This is a genomic window from Pelomonas candidula (assembly GCF_043555985.1).
GTDB lineage: Bacteria > Pseudomonadota > Gammaproteobacteria > Burkholderiales > Burkholderiaceae_C > Pelomonas > Pelomonas candidula.
Genome location: NZ_JBIGIC010000015.1, coordinates 34312 through 56892 on the forward strand (window position 1 = coordinate 34312; position 22581 = coordinate 56892).

Annotated in this window: 15 protein-coding genes; 1 reads left to right on the plus strand and 14 read right to left on the minus strand. The window is 71.6% G+C overall.

The window, feature by feature from the left end:
* Positions 1–5 precede the first annotated feature (5 nt).
* The 13 genes from ACG04R_RS24125 to ACG04R_RS24185 form a co-directional block, all read right to left on the minus strand.
* On the minus strand, positions 6–2447 hold the full coding sequence (locus ACG04R_RS24125) for a glycoside hydrolase family 3 C-terminal domain-containing protein (RefSeq protein WP_394416224.1): 2442 nt from the start codon (positions 2445–2447) through the stop codon (positions 6–8).
* The gene (locus ACG04R_RS24130; RefSeq protein ID WP_394416226.1) at positions 2444–3385 is read right to left on the minus strand and encodes an alpha/beta hydrolase; all 942 of its coding nucleotides are present in this window, start codon (positions 3383–3385) and stop codon (positions 2444–2446) included. Before ACG04R_RS24130 ends, ACG04R_RS24125 begins: the two co-directional genes overlap by 4 nt.
* A complete protein-coding gene (locus tag ACG04R_RS24135) occupies positions 3382–4305 on the minus strand; it encodes a nucleoside hydrolase (RefSeq protein ID WP_394416228.1) in 924 nt (307 codons plus the stop codon). The genes ACG04R_RS24130 and ACG04R_RS24135 overlap by 4 nt, the downstream gene beginning before the upstream one ends.
* A gap of 1 nt (position 4306) precedes the next feature.
* A complete protein-coding gene (locus tag ACG04R_RS24140) occupies positions 4307–6865 on the minus strand; it encodes a family 1 glycosylhydrolase (RefSeq protein ID WP_394416230.1) in 2559 nt (852 codons plus the stop codon).
* Between the two features lie 31 nt (positions 6866–6896).
* A complete protein-coding gene (locus tag ACG04R_RS24145; protein WP_394416232.1) occupies positions 6897–8252 on the minus strand; it encodes an MFS transporter in 1356 nt (451 codons plus the stop codon).
* Positions 8249–11032 carry a glycosyl hydrolase gene (locus ACG04R_RS24150; protein ID WP_394416234.1) on the minus strand — a complete coding sequence of 928 codons (2784 nt, stop codon included), beginning with the start codon at positions 11030–11032 and terminating at the stop codon, positions 8249–8251. The genes ACG04R_RS24145 and ACG04R_RS24150 overlap by 4 nt, the downstream gene beginning before the upstream one ends.
* Positions 11033–11192: 160 nt before the next feature.
* Positions 11193–13505 carry a TonB-dependent receptor gene (locus ACG04R_RS24155; RefSeq protein WP_394416236.1) on the minus strand — a complete coding sequence of 771 codons (2313 nt, stop codon included), beginning with the start codon at positions 13503–13505 and terminating at the stop codon, positions 11193–11195.
* 668 nt (positions 13506–14173) lie between these two features.
* The gene (locus ACG04R_RS24160; RefSeq protein ID WP_394416238.1) at positions 14174–15067 is read right to left on the minus strand and encodes an alpha/beta hydrolase; all 894 of its coding nucleotides are present in this window, start codon (positions 15065–15067) and stop codon (positions 14174–14176) included.
* Between the two features lie 11 nt (positions 15068–15078).
* Positions 15079–16737, minus strand: a complete 1659-nt coding sequence (locus ACG04R_RS24165; RefSeq protein WP_394416240.1) for a bifunctional 3-(3-hydroxy-phenyl)propionate/3-hydroxycinnamic acid hydroxylase — start codon at positions 16735–16737, stop codon at positions 15079–15081.
* A gap of 3 nt (positions 16738–16740) precedes the next feature.
* Positions 16741–17610: a fumarylacetoacetate hydrolase family protein gene (locus ACG04R_RS24170; protein ID WP_394416242.1), complete on the minus strand. Its 870-nt coding sequence runs from the start codon at positions 17608–17610 to the stop codon at positions 16741–16743.
* 10 nt (positions 17611–17620) lie between these two features.
* A complete protein-coding gene (locus ACG04R_RS24175) occupies positions 17621–18517 on the minus strand; it encodes a VOC family protein (protein WP_394416244.1) in 897 nt (298 codons plus the stop codon).
* Complete coding sequence (locus tag ACG04R_RS24180; protein ID WP_394416246.1) at positions 18514–19557, minus strand: amidohydrolase family protein; 1044 nt, start codon at positions 19555–19557, stop codon at positions 18514–18516. Before ACG04R_RS24180 ends, ACG04R_RS24175 begins: the two co-directional genes overlap by 4 nt.
* Positions 19558–19562: 5 nt before the next feature.
* The gene (locus ACG04R_RS24185; protein ID WP_394416248.1) at positions 19563–19988 is read right to left on the minus strand and encodes a GlcG/HbpS family heme-binding protein; all 426 of its coding nucleotides are present in this window, start codon (positions 19986–19988) and stop codon (positions 19563–19565) included.
* Between the two features lie 120 nt (positions 19989–20108).
* Between ACG04R_RS24185 and ACG04R_RS24190 the strand changes: the two genes are divergently transcribed.
* Positions 20109–21014: a LysR family transcriptional regulator gene (locus ACG04R_RS24190; protein ID WP_394416250.1), complete on the plus strand. Its 906-nt coding sequence runs from the start codon at positions 20109–20111 to the stop codon at positions 21012–21014.
* A 9-nt stretch (positions 21015–21023) separates the two neighbouring features.
* Here ACG04R_RS24190 and ACG04R_RS24195 read toward each other — a convergent pair whose 3' ends face one another.
* Positions 21024–22580 carry an acyl CoA:acetate/3-ketoacid CoA transferase gene (locus ACG04R_RS24195; protein ID WP_394416252.1) on the minus strand — a complete coding sequence of 519 codons (1557 nt, stop codon included), beginning with the start codon at positions 22578–22580 and terminating at the stop codon, positions 21024–21026.
* Position 22581 lies beyond the last annotated feature (1 nt).

Sequence of the window (22581 nt, forward strand, 5' to 3'; positions counted from 1 at the left end):
TGGGCTCAGTCGGGCAGGCGCTGCCGGCCGTGGATGTGGAAGTGCAGCGCCACGGACGGCGCCGCCGTGCCGGGCTGGCCGCCGCCCATATGCAGCGTGTAGCGACCCTCGCCGACCCAGCGGCTGCCGTCGGCGGCGACGTGGCTCAGTTGACGGGCGTCGAGTTCCAGCGTCACGCGCTGCTCGGTGCCTGCGGCGATCCGCATGCGCCTGAACGCGCGCAGGCTGGGGCGCGACGCGACGAGGCCGGCGGGCAACTCGAGGTAGGCCTGCACGACTTCGTCACCGTCGCGGCCGCCCACGTTCTGAACGCTGACCTGGGCCGTCAGCGATTCACCGGCCTGAAGTGCCGTGGTCGACAGCCGCGCCTCGGCGTAGCGGAACGTCGTGTAGCTCAGGCCGTGGCCGAAGGCGTAGCGCGGCTGGCCGTCGAAATAGCGATAGGTGCGGCCGGTCATTGCGTAGCTTTCGAACGGCGGCAGGTCGTCCGTGTGCCGGTAGGCCGTGACGGGCATGCGGCCCGCCGGATTGATGTCGCCCGCCAGCGCCTGCGCGATCGCGATGCCACCTTCCTGCCCCGGATACCAAGCTTGCAGCACAGCATCGGCTGCGTCCACGGCATCGTCGGACACCGCGCCGCCGGCCATCACAACCGCGGCCCACGGCTTGCCGCTGCGGCGCACAGCCGCCAGCAACTGCTGCTGTTCGGCCGGCAGCGCCAGTGTCTGGCGGTCGCCGCGTTCGAAGCCCGGCAGCTTGACCGGCAGGTCTTCGCCTTCCAGCCGGCCGTTCAGGCCGACAAAGGCCAGCACGAGGTCGGCCTGCGCCATCGCCGCCTCGGCCTGCGCCAGCGCGTCCGGCACCTCGGCGAAGGCGACCAGCCGGCTGAAGCCCATTGGCATGCCCATGACCTCGAAGCGCAGCCGGTAGCGCCGGCCCTGCACGAGGTCCACGGCGGCCAGGCAGTCAGCCGGTGCGTGCGGGTGGCTGTCGTCGGCGATCAGCGCGTCGCCCAGCCACACGCGGCTCATGCCGGTGCCGTGGCTGCCGAGCTGCCAGCGGCCCGTCGTCGGCGCGACCAGCCAGCCGCTCCAGCGCGTGAAGCCCTGGCCGGCGCGGCCGAACCAGATCGCCTGCGGGTCCACCCAGCGCGACACCGCCTCGCCCGGGCCGAAGCCGGCGTGGCGCTCGGCGGCCAGGCCGGGTTCGTCGGCATCGGTGCGCAGCAGGGCGGTGGGCACGTCCACCGGCGTCATCGGCACGTTGGCGCCGGCAGCGTGGATGAATGTCGTGTTCGGGAAGCGCTGGCGCAGTGCCTGCAGCGGCGTGAGGCCTTGCGTGGGCTGGCCGTGGTAGTTGCCCAGCATGGATTCGAGGTCGTCGGCCAGCGGCCCGACGATGGCTACGCGGGCGAGGCCGGCGGGCAGCGGCAGCAGGCCGTCGTTCTTCAGCAGCACCAGGCCTTGCTGGGCGGCGCGCAGCGCGGTCTGCGCGTGGTCCGAGGTCGATGGCGACGGTACGGCGTTGGCAAGCCGCTCGCGCACCGCGAGGCTGCGGGTCAGCGCGCGGTCAAGATCGTCTTCCGTCAGCAGGCCTTGCGACACGGCCTCCAGATAGGCCGCGGCGGCCGGCACGGGGCCGGCGTAGAGCTCGGTGTCCATGCCGCTCGTGACCGCGGCGGCCACGGCCTCGGCATCGCTGGCGGCCGTGCGGTGGTGCTGGCGCAGGAAGCGCACCGCGTTGCAGTCGGACATGACAAAGCCCGCGAAGCCCCAGGTCGCGCGCGCCATGTCCTGCACCAGCCCGGCATGCGCCGCGCCCGGCTGGCCGTTGACGGCGTTGTAGACCGTCATCAGGCCGGCGACTTCACCGTCCACGACGGCGGCGCGGAAGGCCGGCAGGTAGGTGTCGGCCAGGTCGTAGGCGGTCACGCGGGCGTCGAACGTGAAGCGCAGCGGCTCCGGCCCGCTGTGCACGGCGAAGTGCTTGGCGACGGCGCAGGCCTGGTCGTCGGCCTGCAGGCCGCGGATCAGCGCGACGCCCAGTTGCGCGGTCAGCTGCGGGTCTTCGCCCAGCGTCTCCTGGCCGCGGCCCCAACGCGGGTCGCGCAGGATGTTGAGGTTGGGCGCCATGAAGGTCAGGCCTTCGGACATGCCCGTGCCGCCCGGACTGCGCCCCAGCGCGCGGGCGTGGGCGGCGCGCCCGTCGGCGGCGATCTCGCGGCCGATGGCGTGCAGCAGTTCGGTGTCGAAGCCGGCCGCCAGCGCGATGGGCGCGGGGTAGACGGTGGCCGGCTCGCCGGGCGAGACCAGGCCGTGCAGCGCTTCGGTCCAGTGGTCGTAGGCGGGCAGGTCCAGCCGCGGCACGGCGGCGTTGGCGTTGCTCATCAGACCGGCCTTCTCGGCCAGCGTCAGCGCGCGCAGCAGGGAGTCGACGCGCGCGGTCACTGCTTCGCCAGCCAGCTCAGGTAGGCGTCCAGCCAGGCATCGGCCGTCGTGCCGCGCGGCATCGAACCGAAGCCGTGGCCGCCGCGCTCGTACAGGTGCAGCTCGACGCGCTGGCCGGCCCGGCGCCAGTTCTGCACGATGTCGAAGCCGTCGGGCGGGAACAGCGGGTCGTCGGCGGCCTGGGCGAGGAACAGCGGCGGCACCGGCTGGCGCGGCGTCGTCGCGTAGAAGCCGCCGTAGATCAGCGCCAGCGTGTCGGGCATCTCGCCGGCCGTGGCCTGCTCCACCAGCGCGCGGCCGCTGCGGGCACCGGCCGAGAAGCCGATGTAGCCGAGGCGCTTCGCGTCGAAGCCCTGCTCGGCGGCGTGGGCCTTCAGCCAGGCCATCGCCGCCTTCGCGTCTTCAATGGCCGGGCCGTGCGGTGCGAGGTCGTCAGCGGCCTTGGGCGCGCCGGGCGCGAAGCGCTGCGCGATCTCGGCGTTGACTTCGGCGGCGAAGTCGGCGTCGGCCACCGGCGTGGGCTTGACGCGGTAGACCAGCACGAAGGCGGTGTAGCCCGCGTCGGCGAGCCGGCGTGCGATGGGCATGCCTTCGTTCTCGATGGCGACGAAGCGGTAGCCGCCGCCCGGCACGACGAGCACCGCGCGGCCGTTGGCCTTGCCGGCAGCCGGGCGCACCGGGAACAGCTGCGGGCGCTGCACGTTGCGCAGGATGCGTTCCTGGCCCAGGCCGGTCCATTGGAAGGCCGGGCCGCTGCCCGTGCCGCCGAAGGGCCGCGGCGTGGGCAGCTCCATCGGCGTGGCGGGCACGGTGCGGAAGACGTGGACGGGCGGTGGCGCGTCGGCCGCGAGCGCCGCGGGTGTGTGGCACAGCGCGAGGCTGGTGACGAGGCCGGTCAGCAGGCGGTTCGAGCGGGAGAAGGCTTGGGGCATCTTCATGGCTGGGTGGGGGCGGCGTGGAAACGGAGCTTGGCGAGCAGGTCGGCGATGAGGGGGCGCGCGTCGATGCGGTCGACGACCGGCAACTCGCGACCCAGCAGCACGCGGCGTGGCGGTGCCTCGCGGTGCAGCACTGCAGCGTGGATCAGCGCGCTGTCGCCCAGCGTGACGGTCGGGCCCAGCTGCACGAACGGCGGCAGCTGCAGGTAGCGGTCGTACAGCCAGCGGCTCAATGGCGAGATGGGGCGCAGGTCCGCGCCCAGCTCTGCGACCGAGGCGGTCAGCTGCCGGTAGGTCTCGCGGGGCACGACCCACAGCGGCAGCGACGGATGCGCGAGCACCTGTCGGGCGGCGTCGGCGTCGGTCGCGAGGTTGTATTCGGGCTCGCCGCCGGCTTCGAGCGCACCGCCGATCCAGATGACCGTCAGGCGCGCCGCGATTTGCGGCGCGAGGCGCAGCGCGGCGGCGACGTTGGTCAGCGGCCCGCCGCAGGTGACGAACAGCGGCAGCGGGGCGTCGCGCGTCGCCTCGGCGACGATGGCTCGCGCAGCGGGGCTGACCTGCGCGTCGCCGATGCCGAAGCTCTCGGCACCGGCGATGACGGGGCAGGGCGCGGCGAGGCCGGCAATGCGCGCCAGCTCCAAAGCCAGGTCGCGGCCCTTCGCCGCCGTCCGGCCCGCGGGTTCGCCCGCCATCGCGGCGAGCTTCGCATCCAGCGCCGTCGTCGTGACGAGCACCGTCTTTGTCGTCGGGCTGAGCCACTGGTGGGCCAGCGCGAACAGGCCGTCCGGGTCGCCGGCCAAGTCGTTGTCGACGATGACGCGGGCCGATGAGCGCTGCGAAATCAGCGGTGCGGCGAACCCAGGCACGCATGCGGCGGCCAGCGCAGCACCGTGCGCGAGGACGAGACGGCGGTTCATGTCAGGCCGGCGACTTGTGGAAGCGGCCGTCCTTCATGATGGCCTTCAGGTGGTGCTTGTTCTGCAGGATGGCGACGTTCTCGGTCGGGTCGCCGTCCACCAGCAGCAGGTCGGCGAGGAAGCCTTCCTTCAGCTGGCCCAGCTCGTCGCCCATGCCCATGATCTGGCCGCCCAGGGCGGTAGCGGCGTGCAGCGCCTCGGCCGGCGTGTAGCCGAAGTGCTGCACCCACAGCTCCAGGTCGCGCGCGTTGCGGCCGTTGGGGTTGAACGGGAAGCCGTAGTCGCCGCCCGGCAGCAGGCGCACGCCGCGGCGGCGCAGTTCGGGCACCAGGGCCTTCTGCGTCTCCAGCACGAGGGCCGCGTCTTGCTTCATGTGCGTCATGTCGAAGTGCGGCGGCGGCGTGGCATCCAGCGTGGCCTGGATGATGCCGATGCTGGGCGCGACGAAGACCTCGTCCTTTGCCGCCTCCAGCATGTCCAGCGCTTCCTCGTCGGCGTAGGTGCAGTGGTACAGCACGCGGAAGCCCGCCTTCAGGCCCAGCTTCACCGCGTCGGCCGCGTGGGCGTGGCCGGTCAGCCAGAGGTCGTGCTCGCGCGCGGCGGCGCCGGCGGCCATCAGCTCCTCCTCGGTGTAGAGCAGCTCCAGCGACGCACCGGGCTTGAGCGCGCTCTCGCCCGAGATCAGGAACTTGACGGCCTTGGCGCCGATGTCCTTGCAGCCCTTCACGAAGGCCGCCACGTTGGCCGGGCCGGCGCCGTGCTCGTCGACCTTGCCAGGGTCCAGCAGCGAACCTTCCATCGGCGGCTCGCGCTCGACCGACGACGCGATGAGTCGCGGGCCGGGCATGCCGCCGGAATCGATCATGTCCTTCAGCGCGGGCTCGATGCGCTTGCCTAAAGCGCCGGCCGAGTAGGCGCTGGTGAAGCCGTGGTCCAGCAGGATGCGCGCGTTGCGCGCGGCGGTCAGCGTCAGTTCCTCCGGCGGCAGGCTCATGCCGGGCACGAACTTCTCGACGCTGGTGGGCCAGGTCAGGTGGGCATGGGCCTCGGTGAGGCCGGGCATCAGCACGCCGCCACGGCCGTCGATGACGCGGGCGTTGTCGTGCGACACGCTCTGGCCGATGGCCGTGATGCGGCGGCCGTCCACGCGCAGCTCTGCGGCGAAGGGCGCGCTACCGCTGCCGTCGAAGACGCGCACGTTGGTGAAGACGACGCCGGGTTCGGCGGCGGGCGGGGTGTAGCGGTGGTCCATGGCCAGCTCTTCCGATGTGCCGGGTTGGGGATGCGTGGTGATGCCGTCGGGCAGCGCGTTGCGGCGCGCGATGTCGCCGAGGAAGGTCGCGCTGGGTTTGGGCAGGCGTTGCTGCGTGGCGCGATCCACGGCGACGAGGCCGAAGCGCACCGCGTAGCCGAACACCCACTCGAAGTTGTCGAAGGCGGTCCAGTACGTGTAGCCGATCAGCGGCACGCCGTCCTCGATGGCCGCGTGCAGGCCGGCCAGCGCCTGGCCGATGAAGGCGATGCGGCGCGTGTCGTCGCTGCCGCTGTAGCCGTTCTCGGTGATGAGGATGGGCAGCTTCAGCTCGTGCGCGACGCGGCGCGCGACGGAGGCCACGGCCTGTGGCGCGAACTCGTAGCGCATGCCGGTGGTCTCGACGCCCTCCGGCGGCGCGACCTGGCCGTCGGGGCCATAGATCTCGCGGGTGTAGTTCTGCAGCGCGAAGAAGTCGTCGCCGTCGATGGCCGGCAGCCACTGGCGGAAGTTGCCGTGCCACATCTTGGCGGCCTGCTGCTCGCCGCCGGGCGCGACCTGCGGCTGCGACAGCGCCAGCGACAGCCCCACCTGCACGCCCGGCGCGACGCGGCGGATCACCGCGCGCGCGGCGATGTGGGCCGCCGAGATGACGGCCACGCCGCGCTCGTCGCCGGCCATCTGGAAGGCGCAGTAGGTGGCGGCGTCGGTGCCGCAGGCCTCGGCCGCGCTGTTGCGCCAGCCCGGCGCGCGCCAGCTCTTCACGTCCACGCCGATGGGCGGCACGAAGCCCAGCTGCGCGAACATGCCTTGCAGCAGCACGCCGATGTTGCATTCGTTCAGCGTGATGACGCGCTTCACGGCCGGGCCTAGCGCCGGCATGACGCGCTCGACGTAGCGCGCGAACAGGGCCGGCGTGCGCTCGCCCTTCCAGCCGCCCAGCGCCATCAGCCACTTCGGCGAAGTGAAGTGGTGCAGCGTGACCAGTGGCTCCAGGCCGTGCTCGACGCAGGCGTCCACCACGGCGCGGTAATGCGCCAGCGCCTCATCGCTGAACTCGCCCTCGCGCGGCTCGACGCGCGCCCATTCGATGGAGAAACGGTAGGCCTTCAGGCCGAACGAGGCCAGCAGCGCGATGTCGTCGCGGAAGCGGCGGTAGTGGTCGATGGCGTCGCCGCTCTTGTCGGCATAGGGTGAGCCTTCGGCCCACTCCTCGGCCCAGGTGTCGCAGTTGTCGTTGCCGCCTTCGACCTGGTGGGCAGCGGTGGCGGCACCCCAGAGGAAGCCGGCGGGAAAGTTCTTGTGCATGACGGGGACGGTGATCGTTCGGTGAGGGGAGTCAGGCGGCAGCCGCGGCACGGCGCTGGCCCAGTTGTTCGTTCATCTGCGAGAGCTGCGCGCGGCCCAGCGGGTAGGCCCAGCCCATGATGGCGGCCACGCCCAGCGCGACAACGGCGGGGATGACGCTCATCAGCGCCACCACACCCTGCAGTGCCTGCGGCGCCTGCTCGGGCGCACCTGCGTGATAGGCCGTCACGCTGAGCACCAGGCCCACGATGGCGCTGCACAGGCCGGCGCCGACCTTGGACGCGAAGTTGATCGTCGCGATCAGCGTGCCGACGACGCGCTTGCCGTCGCGGCACTCGATGTCGTCGGCGATGTCGCCGTTCATCGAGTAGCTGATCGGCGCGCTGACGCCCAGGCAGATATTGGCCAGCAGCGACAGCACGAACACCAGCGGCAGGCGGTCCGGCCCGCCCAATGTCAGGCCCGTCAGCAGCAGCGCGGCGGCGAGCATGGAGCCGACGTAGACGCGCTTCTTGCACAGGCGCCGTGTCAGCTGGTCGCTCAGCACCACGCCCAGCACCAGGCCCACGCCACCCAGCCCCATGAACGGTCCGATCAACTGCGGCTTGCCGATGACAGCGGCGAAGTAGTAGACGCCGGCGGCCAGCGGCAGGCCGATCAGCGTGCCCAGCGCACACTGCGCCAGCACGCCGGCGCGCCAGGCGCGGCTGCCCACCAGCGCGCGCAGGTCGGCCTTCAGGTCGGCGCGCGGCCCGCTCATCGGCGCCACGCGCTCGCGCACGAAGGCGAAGCACAGCCACGTGAACAGCAGGCCCAGTCCTCCGAACAGCAGCGCGGCGCGCTGGAAGCCCTGCGCCGGCACGCCGTCGGACAGCACATCCTTCATGATCGGGAAGCCCGCCGCGCAGCCGACAACGAACAGGAACTGCACGAAGCTGCTGACGCCGGCCATGCGCAGGCGCACGTCGGGGTCGGGCGCGATCATCGGCAGCAGCGACTGGAACGGGATCATGATGAGGCTGTACGAGCACCACAGCGCGACGTAGGCCAGCACGAAGTACACGGTGCGGGCCAGGCCTTCCAGCGGCGGGACCGTGAAGCTCGCCACCAGCGCGATGGACACCACGGGCGCGAACCACAGCAGATAGGGCCGGGCCTGGCCCCAGCGGGTGCGCGTGGCGTCCACGCGGCGGCCGACGAAGATGTCCCACACCGCGTCGACGATGCGCACCAGCAGCAGCAGCGCACCAATGAAGGCGGCCGACAGGCCGGCCACGTCGGTGTAGAAGTACATCGCCATGCCGCCCGTGGCCGTGATGGCCGTCGGCATGAAGTTGCCCAGGCCGTAGGCGACCTTTTCGTGGAAGGGGATGCGGAGCTGGCTCATGGGAGGCTTTCGGCAAGCAGGCGGACGGGGCCGAGGAGGCCGGTGGGAAGACGGGTCAGGCGGCGGCCGGGCAGTGGCAGGCCACCGGGGCGGGCGGGGTCGCGGTGGGCGTTCTCAGGCACGTTGGCCACCGTGATGACGAGGGTGTTGGTGCCGGCCCGCAGGCGCTGGCTCACGTCGAAGACGAACGGGCCTTCGCTGCGCATCCACGGCGTGTCGCCGTTGACCTGCAACGACAGCGCGTCGTGCGCGGCGCCGAGGTCCAGCTGGAGGCCGCCGGCGGCCAGCTCTTCGGGCGCCACGTCGAGCTGCAACGTGTAGCGCAGCTGGCCTGCGAAATCGGCGATGTCGGCGTGGTCGCGCAGGTCGGTCAACTTGTCCCAGGTGGCGTCGAAGACGATGCGCCGGCCACCGAGGCCCCGGCCGTCACCGTTGACCTGCCAGGGGCCGAGCAGTTCGCGCGCCGAGGTCCGCGTGGCGGCTCGTGCGGCGCGCGGTGCGCGGCAGTGCAGGGCGGGCGCGATGCGCAGCCAGCGCGACGTGGCGGGCGGCAGCCGCATGTCGGCAGCGTCGTGGGTCTTCATGCCGTGTACCTCTCCAGTCCAGGCGTCCCAAATTTCGGCGCCCAGGCCGGCCGGCAGCGGCCAGGTGGGCGTTTGCGGCGTCGCGCCGGCGTTGCGCAGCAACACCCATTGCTGCTCGCCGTCGTCGCGCACGTGGAAGCTGCAGCCGTGGCCGGCCGGCAGCGCCAGGCTGGGCGGCACGTCGGCGTCGCGCAGCGTGCGGCCCAGTGCGGAGGGCGCCACGGCGCGCACCGGCTGCATCGCGAGTTGCACGCGCTGGTCGCGCGTGGCGGCGTCCAGCCAGCCGGCTTCGCGGCGCGGCTTGGCGCCGCAGGCGACGACCGGCATGCCGGCCTCCGCACAGGCGGCCAGGAACTCGGCGACCTCGGCGCGCAGCGCCGGCAGGTCGGGCAGCACGACGGCGCGGTAGCGGTGGCCGCCGGGCGTGACCAGGGCGCCGGCTTCGAGCCGGCTGGCCAGCAGGCCGTGGTCGTTGATCCAGTCCCAGTCGTAGCCGGCGTCCTGCAGCGCGTCGTGCCAGGCCGGGGCGGTGAGGCGGTCTGCGGCGCCGGTGAAGGCGAACAGGTCCAGCGGCGCCAGCACGGCCACCGGCACGACGGCGCGGCCGCGCTGCAGCAGGCACTGGTTGCGCGCCATGTAGTCGGTGAGCGGGTGGGCCAGCTGCCACCAGGGGTTGGCGTCGTCCAGCGGCGTGCCGATCTCCATCGCCTCGAACGGGTACCAGGGGTGCTGGTCTTGGGGCCAGCCCGTCACGCGGGCGCTGGCGCCATGGCCGACGAGCTGCTGGATGCCGGCGGCGTAGAACGCGTCGGCGCGTTCGCGCACCTGCTTCGGCGTGACGGCCAGGCCTTCCAGCAGCCAGCAGAAAGCCTCGCCGCTGACAACGCTGCGGCCGTAGATGTGGGCGGCCGAGCGGGCCACGCGCAGCAGGTGCGGCGCGGCGCCGCCGGCGAGGTCTTCGGTCTCGGGGATGCCGGCCACGCCGTAGGCCTGCAGCCAGTCCACCGGCGCGCCGTGGGCCTGGACCTTGGCCTGCAGGCCGTGCGCGCGGGCCCAGTCGGACAGCGGCGCGTACAGCCGCTCGATCATCAGCTCGGAGACGGTGAGGCGGTAGTCGGCGCGCACGCGGTCGCCGGTGCCGGGGGCGTCGAACAGCGGCGCGCCGTTGCGGGCCTGGAAGCAGTTGCGCCAGCCGGGCTGCAGCATCAGCGGCAGGTGCGGGCGCGGGTCGTAGCCGCGGCGGCGCTGGAATTCGCTCGCGAAGTCGTCGGTCCATAGCAGGTCGGCCGGGACTTCGAGGCTGTCGACGAAGACGCTGCGCCACGCGCCGCCGGCGTGTTCGCGCCAGTGCGGCAGCGCGGCGTCGCCGACGCGCGCGGCATGGGCGTCGAAGGCGGCGCGCTGCAGGTGGTCCAGCACCAGCTGCGGGCCGCGGCCGGCGCCTTCCAGGATCATCTGGTCGCTGACGAAGCGCTGCACGATGACGATCTGCCATTCGCCGTCGGGCACGTCCCAGGCGAGGCTGCCGTCGGGCTGCAGGCGGTCGGTCAGGTCGACGGTCTGCGACGCGTCGACCCAGCCCGGCGCGAACACCTGGCCCCAGCGGTCGGGCATCGTCATCGGCACGAAGCCGGGGTAGGCGCCGAGGCTCGGTACCCCGCCGCGCAGCGCGATGACGGCGACGGTTTCGGTGGCCTGCATGCGGTCCTGCCAGCCGGCCGGCAGCGCCTGCTCCTCGGGCACGCCGCCGTGGCCGGCCAGCCAGGTCGTCGAGCGCTGCGGCCGCTCGGGGCGGCGCGGTTGGCCCTGCCAGCGGCCGGGGCCCCGCACCGTGGTCCAGGCCAGGCTGAGTTCCTGCGTGGCGAGCTCCGGTGTGATGGTGTCGCCGCCACCGAAGGGCCAGGCCGAGCCGAAGGTGGTGTCCACCCGCAGGCCCAGCCGTGCCGCCTCGGCCATGACGGCGGCGACGGTGTCGAACCAGCGCGGCGTGAAGACGTCGTGCAGGCCGGCTGGCGCAGTCATCTCGTGATTGGGCAAGCCGATGCGGCAGGGCTGGATCTCCACGCCACCCCAGCCGGCCGCCGCGAAGCCGCGCAGCTGTTCGCACAGCGCCGCGGCCTCGACGGCGCCGCCGGGCCACCACCAGCGCAGCATGGGCCGCAGCGCGGCGGGGGGAGCGAGGAACAGGTCGTGCATGTCAGTCATTCATCCGGGCCGAGCGCTGGGCCGCTCCCGAGCCGGCCCGCTCTGGCGATGTGCTCGCGGCTCGATGCCGCGAGCATCGCCGTCCCCTCGGGGGACCGACCAGGCACGCGCGCGTTCAGCGCTGCGAGGTTGGGCGAGGGGCTCATCATTTTTAGAACTTGATGTCGGCTTGGAGCCCAACCGTGCGGAACGAGTTTGCGCCGAGCGAGTACGCGTAGCCAGAGCCGGCGCCCTTGCCGGGCAGCGGGTAGAGGATGGCGTTGGGCACGCGCTCGTCGCCGGCGTTGCGCACGAACAGCGTCAGGCCCCACTTGTCATCCGCACCGCGCAGGCCGGTGTGCAGGCCCACGATGTTGTGGCCCTTGTAGGAGCATTCGACGGCCAGCGTGTTGCAGTAGCGCACGGCACTCTTGTAGGTCACGTCGGCGCCGATGCTCCATTCGTAGTCGCCCCAGACTTCCGTGTCGTAGTCCGCGCCCAGCGTGACCTTGGTCTTGGGCGAGTACAGCAGGCGCTGGCCACCGACGTTCTGGTTGTCGAACGTGAAGCCAGCCGGGTACTCGGTGCCCAGCACCAGCGCACCGCTGGCGCGCAGGCTCAACGCGCCGAACAGGCGGGCACGCGAGTCCACCTCGAGGCCGTAGCTCTTGACCTTGGGCACGTTGAGCGGGATGCAGTTCAGCGCGCCGACGCTGTTCAGCGTGCAGTTCTGCTCCTGGAAGTTCTTGATGTCGGTGTGGAACAGCGCGATGTCCAGGTCCATGCGCTTGCTGAACAGGCTGGTCTTCAGGCCCAGCTCCAGGCTGGTGGGCTGCTCGGCCTTGACGATGGTGCCCGTGGTGCTGCCACTGGCGGTCAGCGCGCTGATCGGCGTGTCGTTGTCGATCTGCGGGCCCTTGTAGCCGCGGCTCAGCGTCATGTAGCCCTGGGTCTGCTTGTCCAGCGCGTACATCAGGCCGACCTTGCCGGACAGGTCGCTCTCGCGCGCGGTGCCGATGCTGGACGTGACGGTGGTGGGCACCGAGAAGTACTGGAATGCGACGTCGGCGTTGCGCACCTGCTGGTCCTTCACGCGGTCCTTCGTGTAGCGCAGGCCGGCCAGCAGGCTGAACTTGTCGTCGAGCTTGAACGTGGCCTGGCCGAACAGCGCGGCGGAGCCGGTGTCGGTGGTGTAGTCGATCAGCGTGGAGATGGAGCGCGGCACCGAGGCCGGGTAGGCCGGGTTGGGCAGGATGGCCGTGGTGGAGCTCTTCGTGGAGTGGTAGTCGGACAGGAACAGGCCGGCCACCCAGTCCACCGCCTGGCCGCTGGGCGACGCGAGGCGCAGCTCCTGCGACAGCTGGCGCGCCTTGATGACGGTGTCGATCGTGCGGACCTTGTCCCAGCCTTCGGACATGTCGATGCCCGCATCGTCCGGGCCCTTGTGGCGCTCGCGCGCCGCGGTGATGGAGGTCAGCGTCAGGCCGTTGGCCAGCGTCTTGTCGATCTGCGCGGACAGGCCGGCCGTCTTGGACTGCCAGAGCTCCTTCGAGTCGGAGCAGACGTTGTTGTTGCGCACGTTCACGGTCACGCCGCAGGCGGCGAAATCGGCCGCCGCCGCCGTGCTCGCGATGGCCGGTGCGAAGAACACGGCGTTGCTGCTCTTGTCCTGGTCGTAGTCGGCGATGAGGTTGATGCTGAGGTCGGCATCGGGCTTGAGCAGGTAGCGGGCACGCAAGCCGCCGGCCGTCGTGACGCTGTCCTTGTCGTTGTAGGTGTTGTGATAGACGCCGGTCAGGCGGTCCGTGTGGGCCGTGATGCGCAGCGCCGAGATGTCGTTGATGGGCACGTTGACGGCACCGCGCAGCACCGTGTTGCCCAGCTGCGAGCCGAGCACGTCCTTGCCCGACACCTCCAGCGATGCCGTGCCTTCGAAATGACCGATGCGCGGCGCCTTGGAAGTCAGGTTCAGCACGCCGGCCGACGCGTTTTTGCCGAACAGCGTGCCCTGCGGGCCCCGCAGCACCTCGACGCGTTCCACGTCGAACAGCGCGCTGCCGGCCGTGTTGCCCAGCGGCACGCCGTCCACGACGATGCCGACCGAGCTTTCGGCCGAGGTCGTGAACACGGCGGTGCCGATGCCGCGGATGGACGCGCTGCCGCCGGCGCCGCCGGTCTTGGTGTCGCCGAACTCCAGCGCGGCGACGGCCTTGGACAGGTCGGTGATGTCGGAGACGCCCTGTTTCTGCAACTGCTCGGCGCTGACGACGCTGATCGCGACCGGCACTTCCTTCAGCGTCTGCGTGCGCTTCTGCGCCGTGACGACGACGGTGGGCAGTTCGTTGACGACCTTGGCCGCGGGCGCGGCGTCGGGCTGGGCAGCGGCCGGCGCGGACTCCTGCGACACGGCGGGCAGGACCAGGCCGAGCGTGGCCAGGGCGGCGGCGATCTCGTGGAAGCGGAAGCGGGGGCTGGTGCGGGTCAAGACGGTCTCCTGGTGGTTGTGCCGGGGTGTTCCCGTGCGATGGGTGGCGCTGTCGCAGCGAGGGGTGCTGCGGCGCGGTTCGAAGTCGTTCGTCGAGGCGCCTGGCCCGGGCCCGGCGGAGCGCGACACGGCGCCGCCGGCCGCATCGCGGCGGCCGGTTCGGGCGGTCTGCTCCTGGCCCAAGAAACCCTTGGTCATGGCTGTCTCCTGCTGCCTCGTCCACTCCAGCGGGGACGGGCTTTGTTCTGTTGTGGGGCAGTCTAGGAAGGGGGCAACCATTCATCCAGAGGATGGGTTGGATTTCCATCATTCACGGGATGAATACCCCTAGGCAGCATCGCGAAACAAAAAACGGCCGGCGCGAGCGAGGGCTCGGGCCGGCCGAAACGGAGGAGAGAAAGGGGAGGGGCTGCAGCACCCCTGTGGGTCACGTTGGCGAGAAAACGGGCCCGCGAGTAGGCGTGCTGCGAAGCTGGGGCTGGCCGCCCCAGCGAGCGGCGCAACACCCGCGCGGGCCCGTTTTCTCGCCAACCCGAAGGGGCGTGGCTTTGCCGGCGCCGGGCGGCGTTGCGAACCTTGCCCAGGCACGAGCCTGGGCGGCGGTCCGCGCCTTGCCCGGCATCCGGCAAAGACCTCGCCGTGACCCGCAGGGGTGTTGCAGTCCCTCCCTAGGTCACGCGGCGGATGAAGTCCAGCAGCGGCCCGGCGACGCTCGTGTCGGTGGTGCCGACCGAGTAGCCCTGCGAGAAATGGTTGTGCTCGCGCAGCAGCCGCAACTCGGGCGCGTAGCCATGGCGGCTGACGAGGCGGGCGAACAGCTCGCCGGCCTGGGCCTGCATCTGCAGCAGGTCGCGCTCGGCCATGCTGATCCACAGCGGGAAGGGCGGCGCGTTGACGTGGTCGACGAGGCTGGCGGCGTCCCACGCGGCGGGGTCGGGGCCGAAGTAGGCCTCGTTGCGCGGGTCCGGCGTCGCGATGCCGAACTGCGTGCGCGCCAGGCCTTCCAGCCGTGCGTTGTAGGGGCCGGACAACAGCGCCGCGCCGGCGATGCGCCAGCCCGGCGGCTGCCAGCGCCGCAGCAGCGTCGCCGCGGCCACGTGCGCCGCGCCGGCGGATTCGCCGAGCAGCACGATGCGCGACGGGTCGCCGCCCAGCGCGGGCAGGCGGTCCTGCAGCCAATGCCATACGGCCACGACGTCCTCGGGCCCGCTGGGCCAGCGGCTCTCCGGCGCGAGCCGGTAGTTGGGCAGCACGGTGATGACGCCCTGCCGCGCGAAGTGCCAGCCGAAGTTGGCGCGCTGGCGCTTGTCGCCGCGGATGAAGCCGCCGCCGTGGAAGGCCACCAGCACCGGCGGTGCGACGCTCGGCAGCGGGTCGGGCAGGTAGACGTCGAGCCGGTGGCGTTCGTGGTCGCCGTAGGCCTGGTCGGCCAGCAGCGTCACGCCGTCGCGCGGCTGCGCGGCCAGCAGCGGCTTGTACAGCGCCTGCACGTCGGGCAGGTTGAAGCCGGGGCCCAGCTCTCGCAGGCGTGCGGCGATGGTGTCGGGAACGGTGCTGGACATGGCGTTCAGTATCAGGCGGCCATGCCGTGCAGGTGCAGCGCGGCTTCGTCCAGCAGGGCCTGCAGGCCGGCCGCGTTGGTGGCGGTGCCGAACACGTAGTTGTCCGGCCGTACGAGGGCGGCGCGGCAACGGCGCGCCTCGAACCAGTGGGCCATGACGCCTTCGGCCTCGGCGACACGCCCCGGGCCTTCGCCGAACTTCAGCACGCGCAGGCCCAGCGTGTCGACGTGCAGCGGCGTCGGCTCGCCGAGGTCGGCGTTGGCGGTGACGAGCAGCCGCCAGCCCGAGCCGAGCACGGTGTCCATGCGCACGCGGGCACCGTCCTTCAGCAGCCACGGCTGCGGGCACAGGCTGCCGCGCGCGGCCGTGATGGACTTGGCCAGCAGGCCGGTGCGCAACTGCGGCAGCACGTCCTGGCGCGGGGTCGGCGCGACCTGGCCGTCGACGGCGTCGGACAGCATCTGCCGGTCGCGGGCGCGCGCGGCCTTCACGTTGCGCTCGCAGATGACGGCACCGACGGCCTTGAGTCGCGTCGTCAGGTCGGTGACATGGGCCCGGCGCTCGTCGCCGTAGCTGTCCAGCAGCGCGTCGGCGGCGCTGCCAGTCACGTCGCCGCGCAGCACGGCAGTCAGCTTCCAGCACAGGTTGGCGACGTCGCGCACGCCCTGGCACATGCCCTGGCCGAGGAAGGGCGGCTGCTGGTGGGCCGCGTCGCCGGCGATGAACACACGGCCCGCGCGCCAGCGCTCGGCCACCAGCGCGTGGAAGCGGTAGGCGGCCTGGCGCCACAGCTGGCCGTCCTCCGGCGTCAGCCAGCGCGACAGCAGCGCCCACGTGGCGGCGTCCTCGACGATGGCCTTGGGGTCCTCGCCGTCCTTCAGCGAGATCTCCCAGCGGCGGTGGTTGCCCGGGCCCATCACGTAGGTGCAGGGGCGTTCCGGTTCGCAGTACTGCACGCTGGTGGTCGGCAGCTTGGCGAGGCCGCGTTCGTTGGCCATCACGTCGACGACCAGCCAGGGCTCGTCGAAGCCCAGGTCCGTCAGCCGGATGCCGGCCAGCTCGCGCACGGTGCTGGAGGCACCGTCGCAGCCGATGACGTAGCGCGCGTCCACCGTCGCGATGGCGCCGGCCTCGTCGCGGCAGGCCAGGCGCACGTGCTCGTCCTGGCCGAGGTCGAAGACGGCCTGGCCGGTGACGACGGTGACGTTGGGCAGCGCGCGCACGGCGGCGCGCAGCACTTCCTCGACCGGGGGCTGCGTGAACACGACCGACGGCGTGTAGCCCTGCGGGTAGGGCGGCGCCACCATCGTCATGCGGCGGATCAGGTCGCCGTCGACGCCGTAGTAGCAGGAGTCGGTGAAGGGCTCCATGAAGGGCTCGACCTGCTCGACGATGCCCAGCTGCTGGAAGACGCGCAGGATCTCGTGGTCCAGCGCGATGGCGCGTGGCTTGTCGTAGACCTCGTGCTGGCGGTCCAGCACGCAGACGCGCAGGCCGGCCTGCCCCAGCAGCGCCGCCGCCACCGCACCGCTCGGGCCGAAGCCGACGATGGCGACGTCGTGGATGTCAGCCCCTCGTTCGCCGGGTACGGCGCCCGATCCCCCAAGGGGATGCGGGGCCGCTTGGGAGCGGCCCGGCGCTGGCCCCGCTGCGGCTTGCTCGATGGTCATCGTTCAGGCCTCTTCGTTGCGGATGGGGTTGGCGAGCAGGCCGATGCCATCGATCTCGATCTCGATGACGTCGCCGTGCTGCATCCACACCGGCGGCGTGCGCGCCTGGCCGACGCCGGCCGGCGTGCCCATGACGATGACGTCACCGGCTTCCAGCGTCATGCAGTCCGACAGCAGCGCGATGGTCTCGGCGACGCTCCAGATCATGTCGGTCGTCGTGGCGTCCTGCATCACGCGGCCGTTGAGGCGGCTCTGGATGCGCAGGCCCGTGGCGCCGGGCGCCAGCTCGTCGGCCGTGACGAGCACCGGGCCGAACGCACCGGTGGCGTCGAAGTTCTTGCCGATGGTCCATTGCGGCGTGCGCTTCTGGTAGTCGCGCACCGACATGTCGTTGAAACAGGTGTAGCCGAACACGTACTGCAGCGCGTCGGCCTGGCTGACGTGGCGCGGCACGTCGCGGGCGATGACGAGGGCCAGTTCGGCCTCGTAGTCGAACTTGGTCGAGACCTTGGGCACGCGGCCGACGGCGCCATGGGCGATGAGCGAGCTCTTGCCGCGGAAGAAGAACCACGGGTACTCGGGCTTCTCGCGGCCGCCTTCCTTGGCGTGGTCGTAGTAGTTCAGGCCCAGGCAGATGGTCTTGCCGGGCTCGGGCAACAGCGGCGCGAGCGTCAGGTCGGCCAGCGGCGTGCGCGGCGCGCCGCTCAACAGGGCGGCCTGCGCCGCGGCGGCCAGGTCCGCGCCGGCGGCGAGCGCGGCGCGCAGGTCGGCCGGCACTTGCGGCTGGGCGGCGTTCAGGTCGATGACTTGCTGGCCGTCCAGCAGGCCCAGGCGGGGGCGGCCGTCGGCCGCGACGAAGGTGGTGAATTTCATGGTGGAGAACTCAGCTGGGAATGAAGAAGACCTGGCGCTGCGCGGCCTTGAGCGCGGCGCTGGGCGGGGCGGAGATGCCCCATTGGTCGACCCGGCCAGGCGGCCAGGTCCAGTCGGCGGGGCCGCCGACGGGGTAGCTGTCGTCGATCTGCTCGACCTCGGCCGTGTATTCGATGACCTCGCCGAACGGCCCGATGAAGTAGTTGAAGGCGTTGTTGCCGGGGCCGTGGCGGCCCGGGCCCCACTCGATGGCGTGGCCTGCGTCGCGCATGCGGCCGCCGCCGCGCATGACGGCGTCGACGTCGGGCATCAGGAAGGCGATGTGGTTGAGCGCGTCGTTGTCGGCGTCGCCCAGCGCGATCGTGTGGTGATCGCGGTCGCAGTTCAGGAAGGCCATGATCCGCGTGCGGTCGGCCAGCGTGAAGCCCAGCGCCTGCTCCAGAAAGCGCTGGCAGGCGGCGACGTCGGGGCTGTTGAGCACGGCGTGGGCGAGCCGCACGGGGCGGTCGGGTTCGCCGTCGATGCCGACGTGGCGTTCGTCGCCGTGCACGAGGCGCAGCAGCCGGCCGCGCGGGTCACGCAGCGTGAGGCCTTGGCCGCCACCGGGTTCGGTGATGGGACCCAGCCCGGCATGGAGGCTGCCGCCGGCCGCGAGCACGGCGGCACCCACGTCGGCCAGCGCCTGCGCCGAGCGGGCTCGCAGCGTGACGTTGCGCAGCGCCAGCTTGTCGGCCGCGTGCAGCGACAGCAGGTGGTGGTCGGCGCCGCTGCCGCGCAGATAGATTGCGCTGTCAGTGCGGGCGACGACGATGAGCCGCCAGACGTCCGTGTAGAAGGTTTCGGCGCGGGCGAGGTCGGGCACGTCGAGGGCGACGCTGCGCAGGCCCAGGGTCCAGGGGGAACTCATGCGGCAATCTCCGGGGGCAGGCCGAGGAAGCGTTCGGCGTTGCGGTGGATGAGGGCCTCGGCCGTGGCGGCGTCGAAGCCCGCGTCTTCCACGCGCTGCACCGGCCGGCGGTCGTGGAAGTTGAAGGGGTGGTCGCTGCCCAGCATCAGCTGCGTGGCGCCGAAGACCTCGACCAGGTGGCGCAGCGTGGGCGTGTCGAACACGAGGGTGTCGAAGTACAGCCGGCGCGCCTGTTCGGCGGGGGCGACTGGGATGGAGTCCTGCAGCGCCGGGAACACCTGCCAGCCCTGCTGCAGCCGCGGCAGCAGCATCGCCAGCGTGCCGCCGCCGTGGCTGAAGGCCAGGCGCAGCCTGGGGCAGGCCTGCAGCAGCCCGCCGGTGATGACGGACGCCGCGGCCAGGCCGACGTCGCTGGGATAGGCCAGCACCTGCTGCAGCGGCGCGGGGCCGACGAGGCGGTCCATGCCGGTGGGGCGCAGCGCGTGCACGAAGACCGGCACGTCCATCGCCTCGCAGGCCTGGAAGAACGGCAGGAAACGCGGGTCGCCGACGGGCACGCCGTTGACGTTGCTGCCCAGCTCCACGCCGACGAGCCCCAGCACGCCGATGGCGTGGCGCAGCTCGGCGATCGCGAGATCGACGTCCTGCAGCGGCACGGCGGCCAGGCCCAGCAGCGCAACGCCGCCGTCGGCCACCATCGCGGCGGTCTGTTCGTTCAGGTAGCGCAGTAGCTGCTGCGCGGCGGACGCGTCCATCCACGTGGACAGCAGCTCCGGCATCGGCGAGATGACCTGCAGCCGCAGGCCCATGCCGGGCAGGTCCTGCAGCCGGCGGGCGGGGTTCCAGCACTGTTCGGACACCGTGCGGTACTGCTTGCCGGAGATCATCACGTGCCGGTGGCAGAGGTCGCCCTTGGGCGGCGCGGCGACGGTGGACGGCCAGTCCGCCGGCAGGTGTTGGCCGAGGTAGGCGGGGAAGTGCTCGGGCACGACGTGGGCGTGCACGTCGATGCCCTGGCAGGCGCAGGACTGCAGACGCATGGTGTTCAGCCGACCGCCAGGCCCGCGGCCTCGACGCCGGAAATGCAGATGGCTTCGTCCTGGTCGCCGCTGCCACCCGAGGCGCCGATGGCGCCCAGCACGGCGCCGGCAGCGTCGCGGATCAGCACGGCGCCCGTCTGCGCCAGGAAGCGGCCGCCGGCCGTGCTGGCCAGCGAGTTGAAGAACACCGGGTTGCCCTGGGCGCGCTCGGCCAGCTTGCGGCTGGATGTGCCCATGCCGACGGCGGCCCAGGCCTTGCCGGTGGCGATGTCGATGCGGAACATGCTGGCACCGTCCTCGCGGCGCGCGGCCTTCAGGTGGCCCGACTCGTCCAACACGACGACGGCCATCGCCGCGTGGCCCGCGGCACGCGCCGCGGCCAGTGCGGCCGAGATCATCTGGTCGGCCTGGGCCAGGGTCAGTGCAGGCATGTCGTGTCTCCGGAAGCGGCGCTCGCTCGAGAGAGGAGGGCCTTTTGTGGGTGCGGAGGCAGTCTAGAAATCGCCCCTCAATTCATCCAGACAATGGGGTGGATATCTAAAATCCACGCCATGGATATAACCAAGGTGGACCTGAACCTGCTTGTGGCCTTCGACGCGATGGTCGAGCACCGCAGCGTCACGCGGGCGGGCGAGGCCATCGGGCTGAGCCAGCCGGCCATGAGCGCGGCGTTGAACCGGCTGCGCGCGCTGTTCGGCGACCCGCTGTTCGTGAAGACGGGCCAGTTCATGGAGCCCACGCTGCGCGCGCAGGCGCTGGTGCCGCACATCCGCCGCGTCGTCGACACGGTCAAGAACGACATCCTCAGCGGCTCGGAGTTCAACCCGGCGACGAGCGACCGCAGCTTCACGCTGATCACGCCGGACATCGGCGAGATCCACTTCGTGCCGCCGCTGCTGACCCACCTCGCCGAGTTCGCGCCGCGCATCCGGCTGCGCGCCGTGTCGCACCCCAAGCTGGCCGCGTCGGAGGCGCTGGCGTCAGGCGCGGCGGACCTGGCGGTGGGCTATTTCCCGGACCTGACCGGTGCTGAGTTCTTCCGCCAGAAGCTGTTCGAGAACAACCATGTCTGCATCGTGCGGCGGGCGCACCCGGAGGTGGGCGATGCGCCGCTGGCGCTGGACACCTACCTGGCGATGCGGCACGTCGTCGTGCGGCCCGAGGGGCGGGCGCATGTGTTCGAGCAATACCTGCAGCAGCAGGGGCTGCGGCCCAAGGTCGCGCTGGAGATCTCGCACTTCATCAGCCTGCCGCCCATCATCGAGGCCAGCGACCTGATCGCGACGGTGCCTCGCCACCTGGCGAACATCTGCGCGCGCTACGCGGACCTGCGCATCCTGGAGGCGCCGGTCGACGCACCGGCGATCCCCGTGTTCCAGATCTGGCACCGGCGCGCGCACAAGGACCTGGCGACGGTCTGGCTGCGCGCGGCGGTGCAGAAGCTGTTCACCATCTGAGGGGCAGCCTCAGCCGCACAGCGCGGCGCGCAGGCCGCCCCAGCGCTCGCTGAACAGGCCGGTGTCCATGCGCTTCACGTCGCGCACGATGGGGCGGAAGTCCATGTGCGCCAGCACGTCGCGCTCCAGGTTCACGCCCGGGGCGATCTCGGTCAGCTCCAGGCCGTCGGCGCGCAGGTGGAACACGGCGCGCTCGGTGACGAACACGACTTCCTGGCCGCGCAGCGCGGCGTCGCGGCCGTTGAAGGTGATCTGCTCGACCTGCTGCACGAACTTGCGCGAGCGGCCTTCGGTGTCGATGTGCAGTTCGCCGTTGCCGACGCGCAGCGCCAGGCCGCCGGCCGTGAAGCTGCCGCAGAACACCAGCCGCTTCGTCGAGCGCGTGATGTTGACGAAGCCGCCGCAGCCCACCGGCCGGCCGTTGAACTTGCTGACGTTGACGTTGCCGGCCGCGTCCACCTGCGCCAGCCCGAGGAAGCTCGCGTCCAGGCCGCCGCCGTCGTAGAAGTCGAACTGGAAGCTCTGCTCGATGATGGCCTCGGCGTTGTAGGCGAGGCCGAAGTCGCCCAGCTGCGCCGGGATGCCGCCGGTCACGCCGCTCTCGATGCTCAGCGTCAGCGCGTCGGCCATGCCTTCCTCGGCGGCAACGGACGGGATGCCGGCCGGGATGCCGATGCCCAGATTGGTGATGGCGCCGGGCTTCAGCTCCATCGCCGCGCGGCGTGCGATGACCTTGCGCTCGTCCAGCGCCATCGGCGCGAGGCTGTCGGTGGGCACGCGGATGTCGCCGCACAGCGCGGGATCGAACTGCGTCGCGATGGTCTGCTTGTGATGCTGGGGCTGCGAGACGACGACGTAGTCGATGACGACGCCCGGGATCTTGACCGCCTTGGGATGCAGCGTGCCGGCCTTGACGATGCGCTCCACCTGGCAGATGACGATGCCGCCGCTGGCGCGGGCGGCCTGGGCGATGGAGAGCTGTTCGAGGATGACGCCTTCCTTGTCCAGCGTGATGTTGCCGTGCTCGTCGGCCAGCGTGCCGCGGATCAGTGCGACGTCGATCTTCGGCGCCTTGTAGTACAGCCACTCCTCGCCGTCGAACTCGACGAGGCGCACGAGGTCCTCGGTCGATGCGCTGTTCATCTTGCCGCCCTCCAGACGTGGGTCGACGAAGGTGCACAGGCCGACCTTGGTCAGCACGCCCGGCGCGCGGCAGGCGATCTGGCGCGTCAGGTGCGACAGCGAGCCCTGCGGGAAGTTGTAGGCCTCGACGTCGCCGTTGAACACCATCTTCATCATCTCCGGCCCGGTCTGGCCGAAGTGGCCGGCGACGACGCGGCGGGTCATGCCGGCATGGGCGAAGTGCTTCATGCCGGCGTCGCCGGAGTTGCCGATGGCGCCGCAGGCCCAGGTGCTGAGCTGGCGCGGGTGGCCGGTGGCGAGGAAGTGCTGTTCCAGCGCGAGCAGCAACTCCTCCGGCAGGCTGGTGACGGCCAGGCCGCCGAGGAAGAGGGTGGCGTTGTCGGGGATCAGCGGGCCGATGTCGGCGGGGCGGATGACTTTCATG

Coding starts and splice junctions, on each gene's coding strand:
- ACG04R_RS24130 (WP_394416226.1), bottom strand. CDS start 3,385: ATGAAGATGCCCCAAGCCTTCTCCCGCTCGAACCGCCTGCTGACCGGC.
- ACG04R_RS24135 (WP_394416228.1), bottom strand. CDS start 4,305: ATGAACCGCCGTCTCGTCCTCGCGCACGGTGCTGCGCTGGCCGCCGCA.
- ACG04R_RS24140 (WP_394416230.1), bottom strand. CDS start 6,865: ATGCACAAGAACTTTCCCGCCGGCTTCCTCTGGGGTGCCGCCACCGCT.
- ACG04R_RS24145 (WP_394416232.1), bottom strand. CDS start 8,252: ATGAGCCAGCTCCGCATCCCCTTCCACGAAAAGGTCGCCTACGGCCTG.
- ACG04R_RS24150 (WP_394416234.1), bottom strand. CDS start 11,032: ATGCACGACCTGTTCCTCGCTCCCCCCGCCGCGCTGCGGCCCATGCTG.
- ACG04R_RS24160 (WP_394416238.1), bottom strand. CDS start 15,067: ATGTCCAGCACCGTTCCCGACACCATCGCCGCACGCCTGCGAGAGCTG.
- ACG04R_RS24165 (WP_394416240.1), bottom strand. CDS start 16,737: ATGACCATCGAGCAAGCCGCAGCGGGGCCAGCGCCGGGCCGCTCCCAA.
- ACG04R_RS24170 (WP_394416242.1), bottom strand. CDS start 17,610: ATGAAATTCACCACCTTCGTCGCGGCCGACGGCCGCCCCCGCCTGGGC.
- ACG04R_RS24175 (WP_394416244.1), bottom strand. CDS start 18,517: ATGAGTTCCCCCTGGACCCTGGGCCTGCGCAGCGTCGCCCTCGACGTG.
- ACG04R_RS24180 (WP_394416246.1), bottom strand. CDS start 19,557: ATGCGTCTGCAGTCCTGCGCCTGCCAGGGCATCGACGTGCACGCCCAC.
- ACG04R_RS24185 (WP_394416248.1), bottom strand. CDS start 19,988: ATGCCTGCACTGACCCTGGCCCAGGCCGACCAGATGATCTCGGCCGCA.
- ACG04R_RS24190 (WP_394416250.1), top strand. CDS start 20,109: ATGGATATAACCAAGGTGGACCTGAACCTGCTTGTGGCCTTCGACGCG.
- ACG04R_RS24195 (WP_394416252.1), bottom strand. CDS start 22,580: ATGAAAGTCATCCGCCCCGCCGACATCGGCCCGCTGATCCCCGACAAC.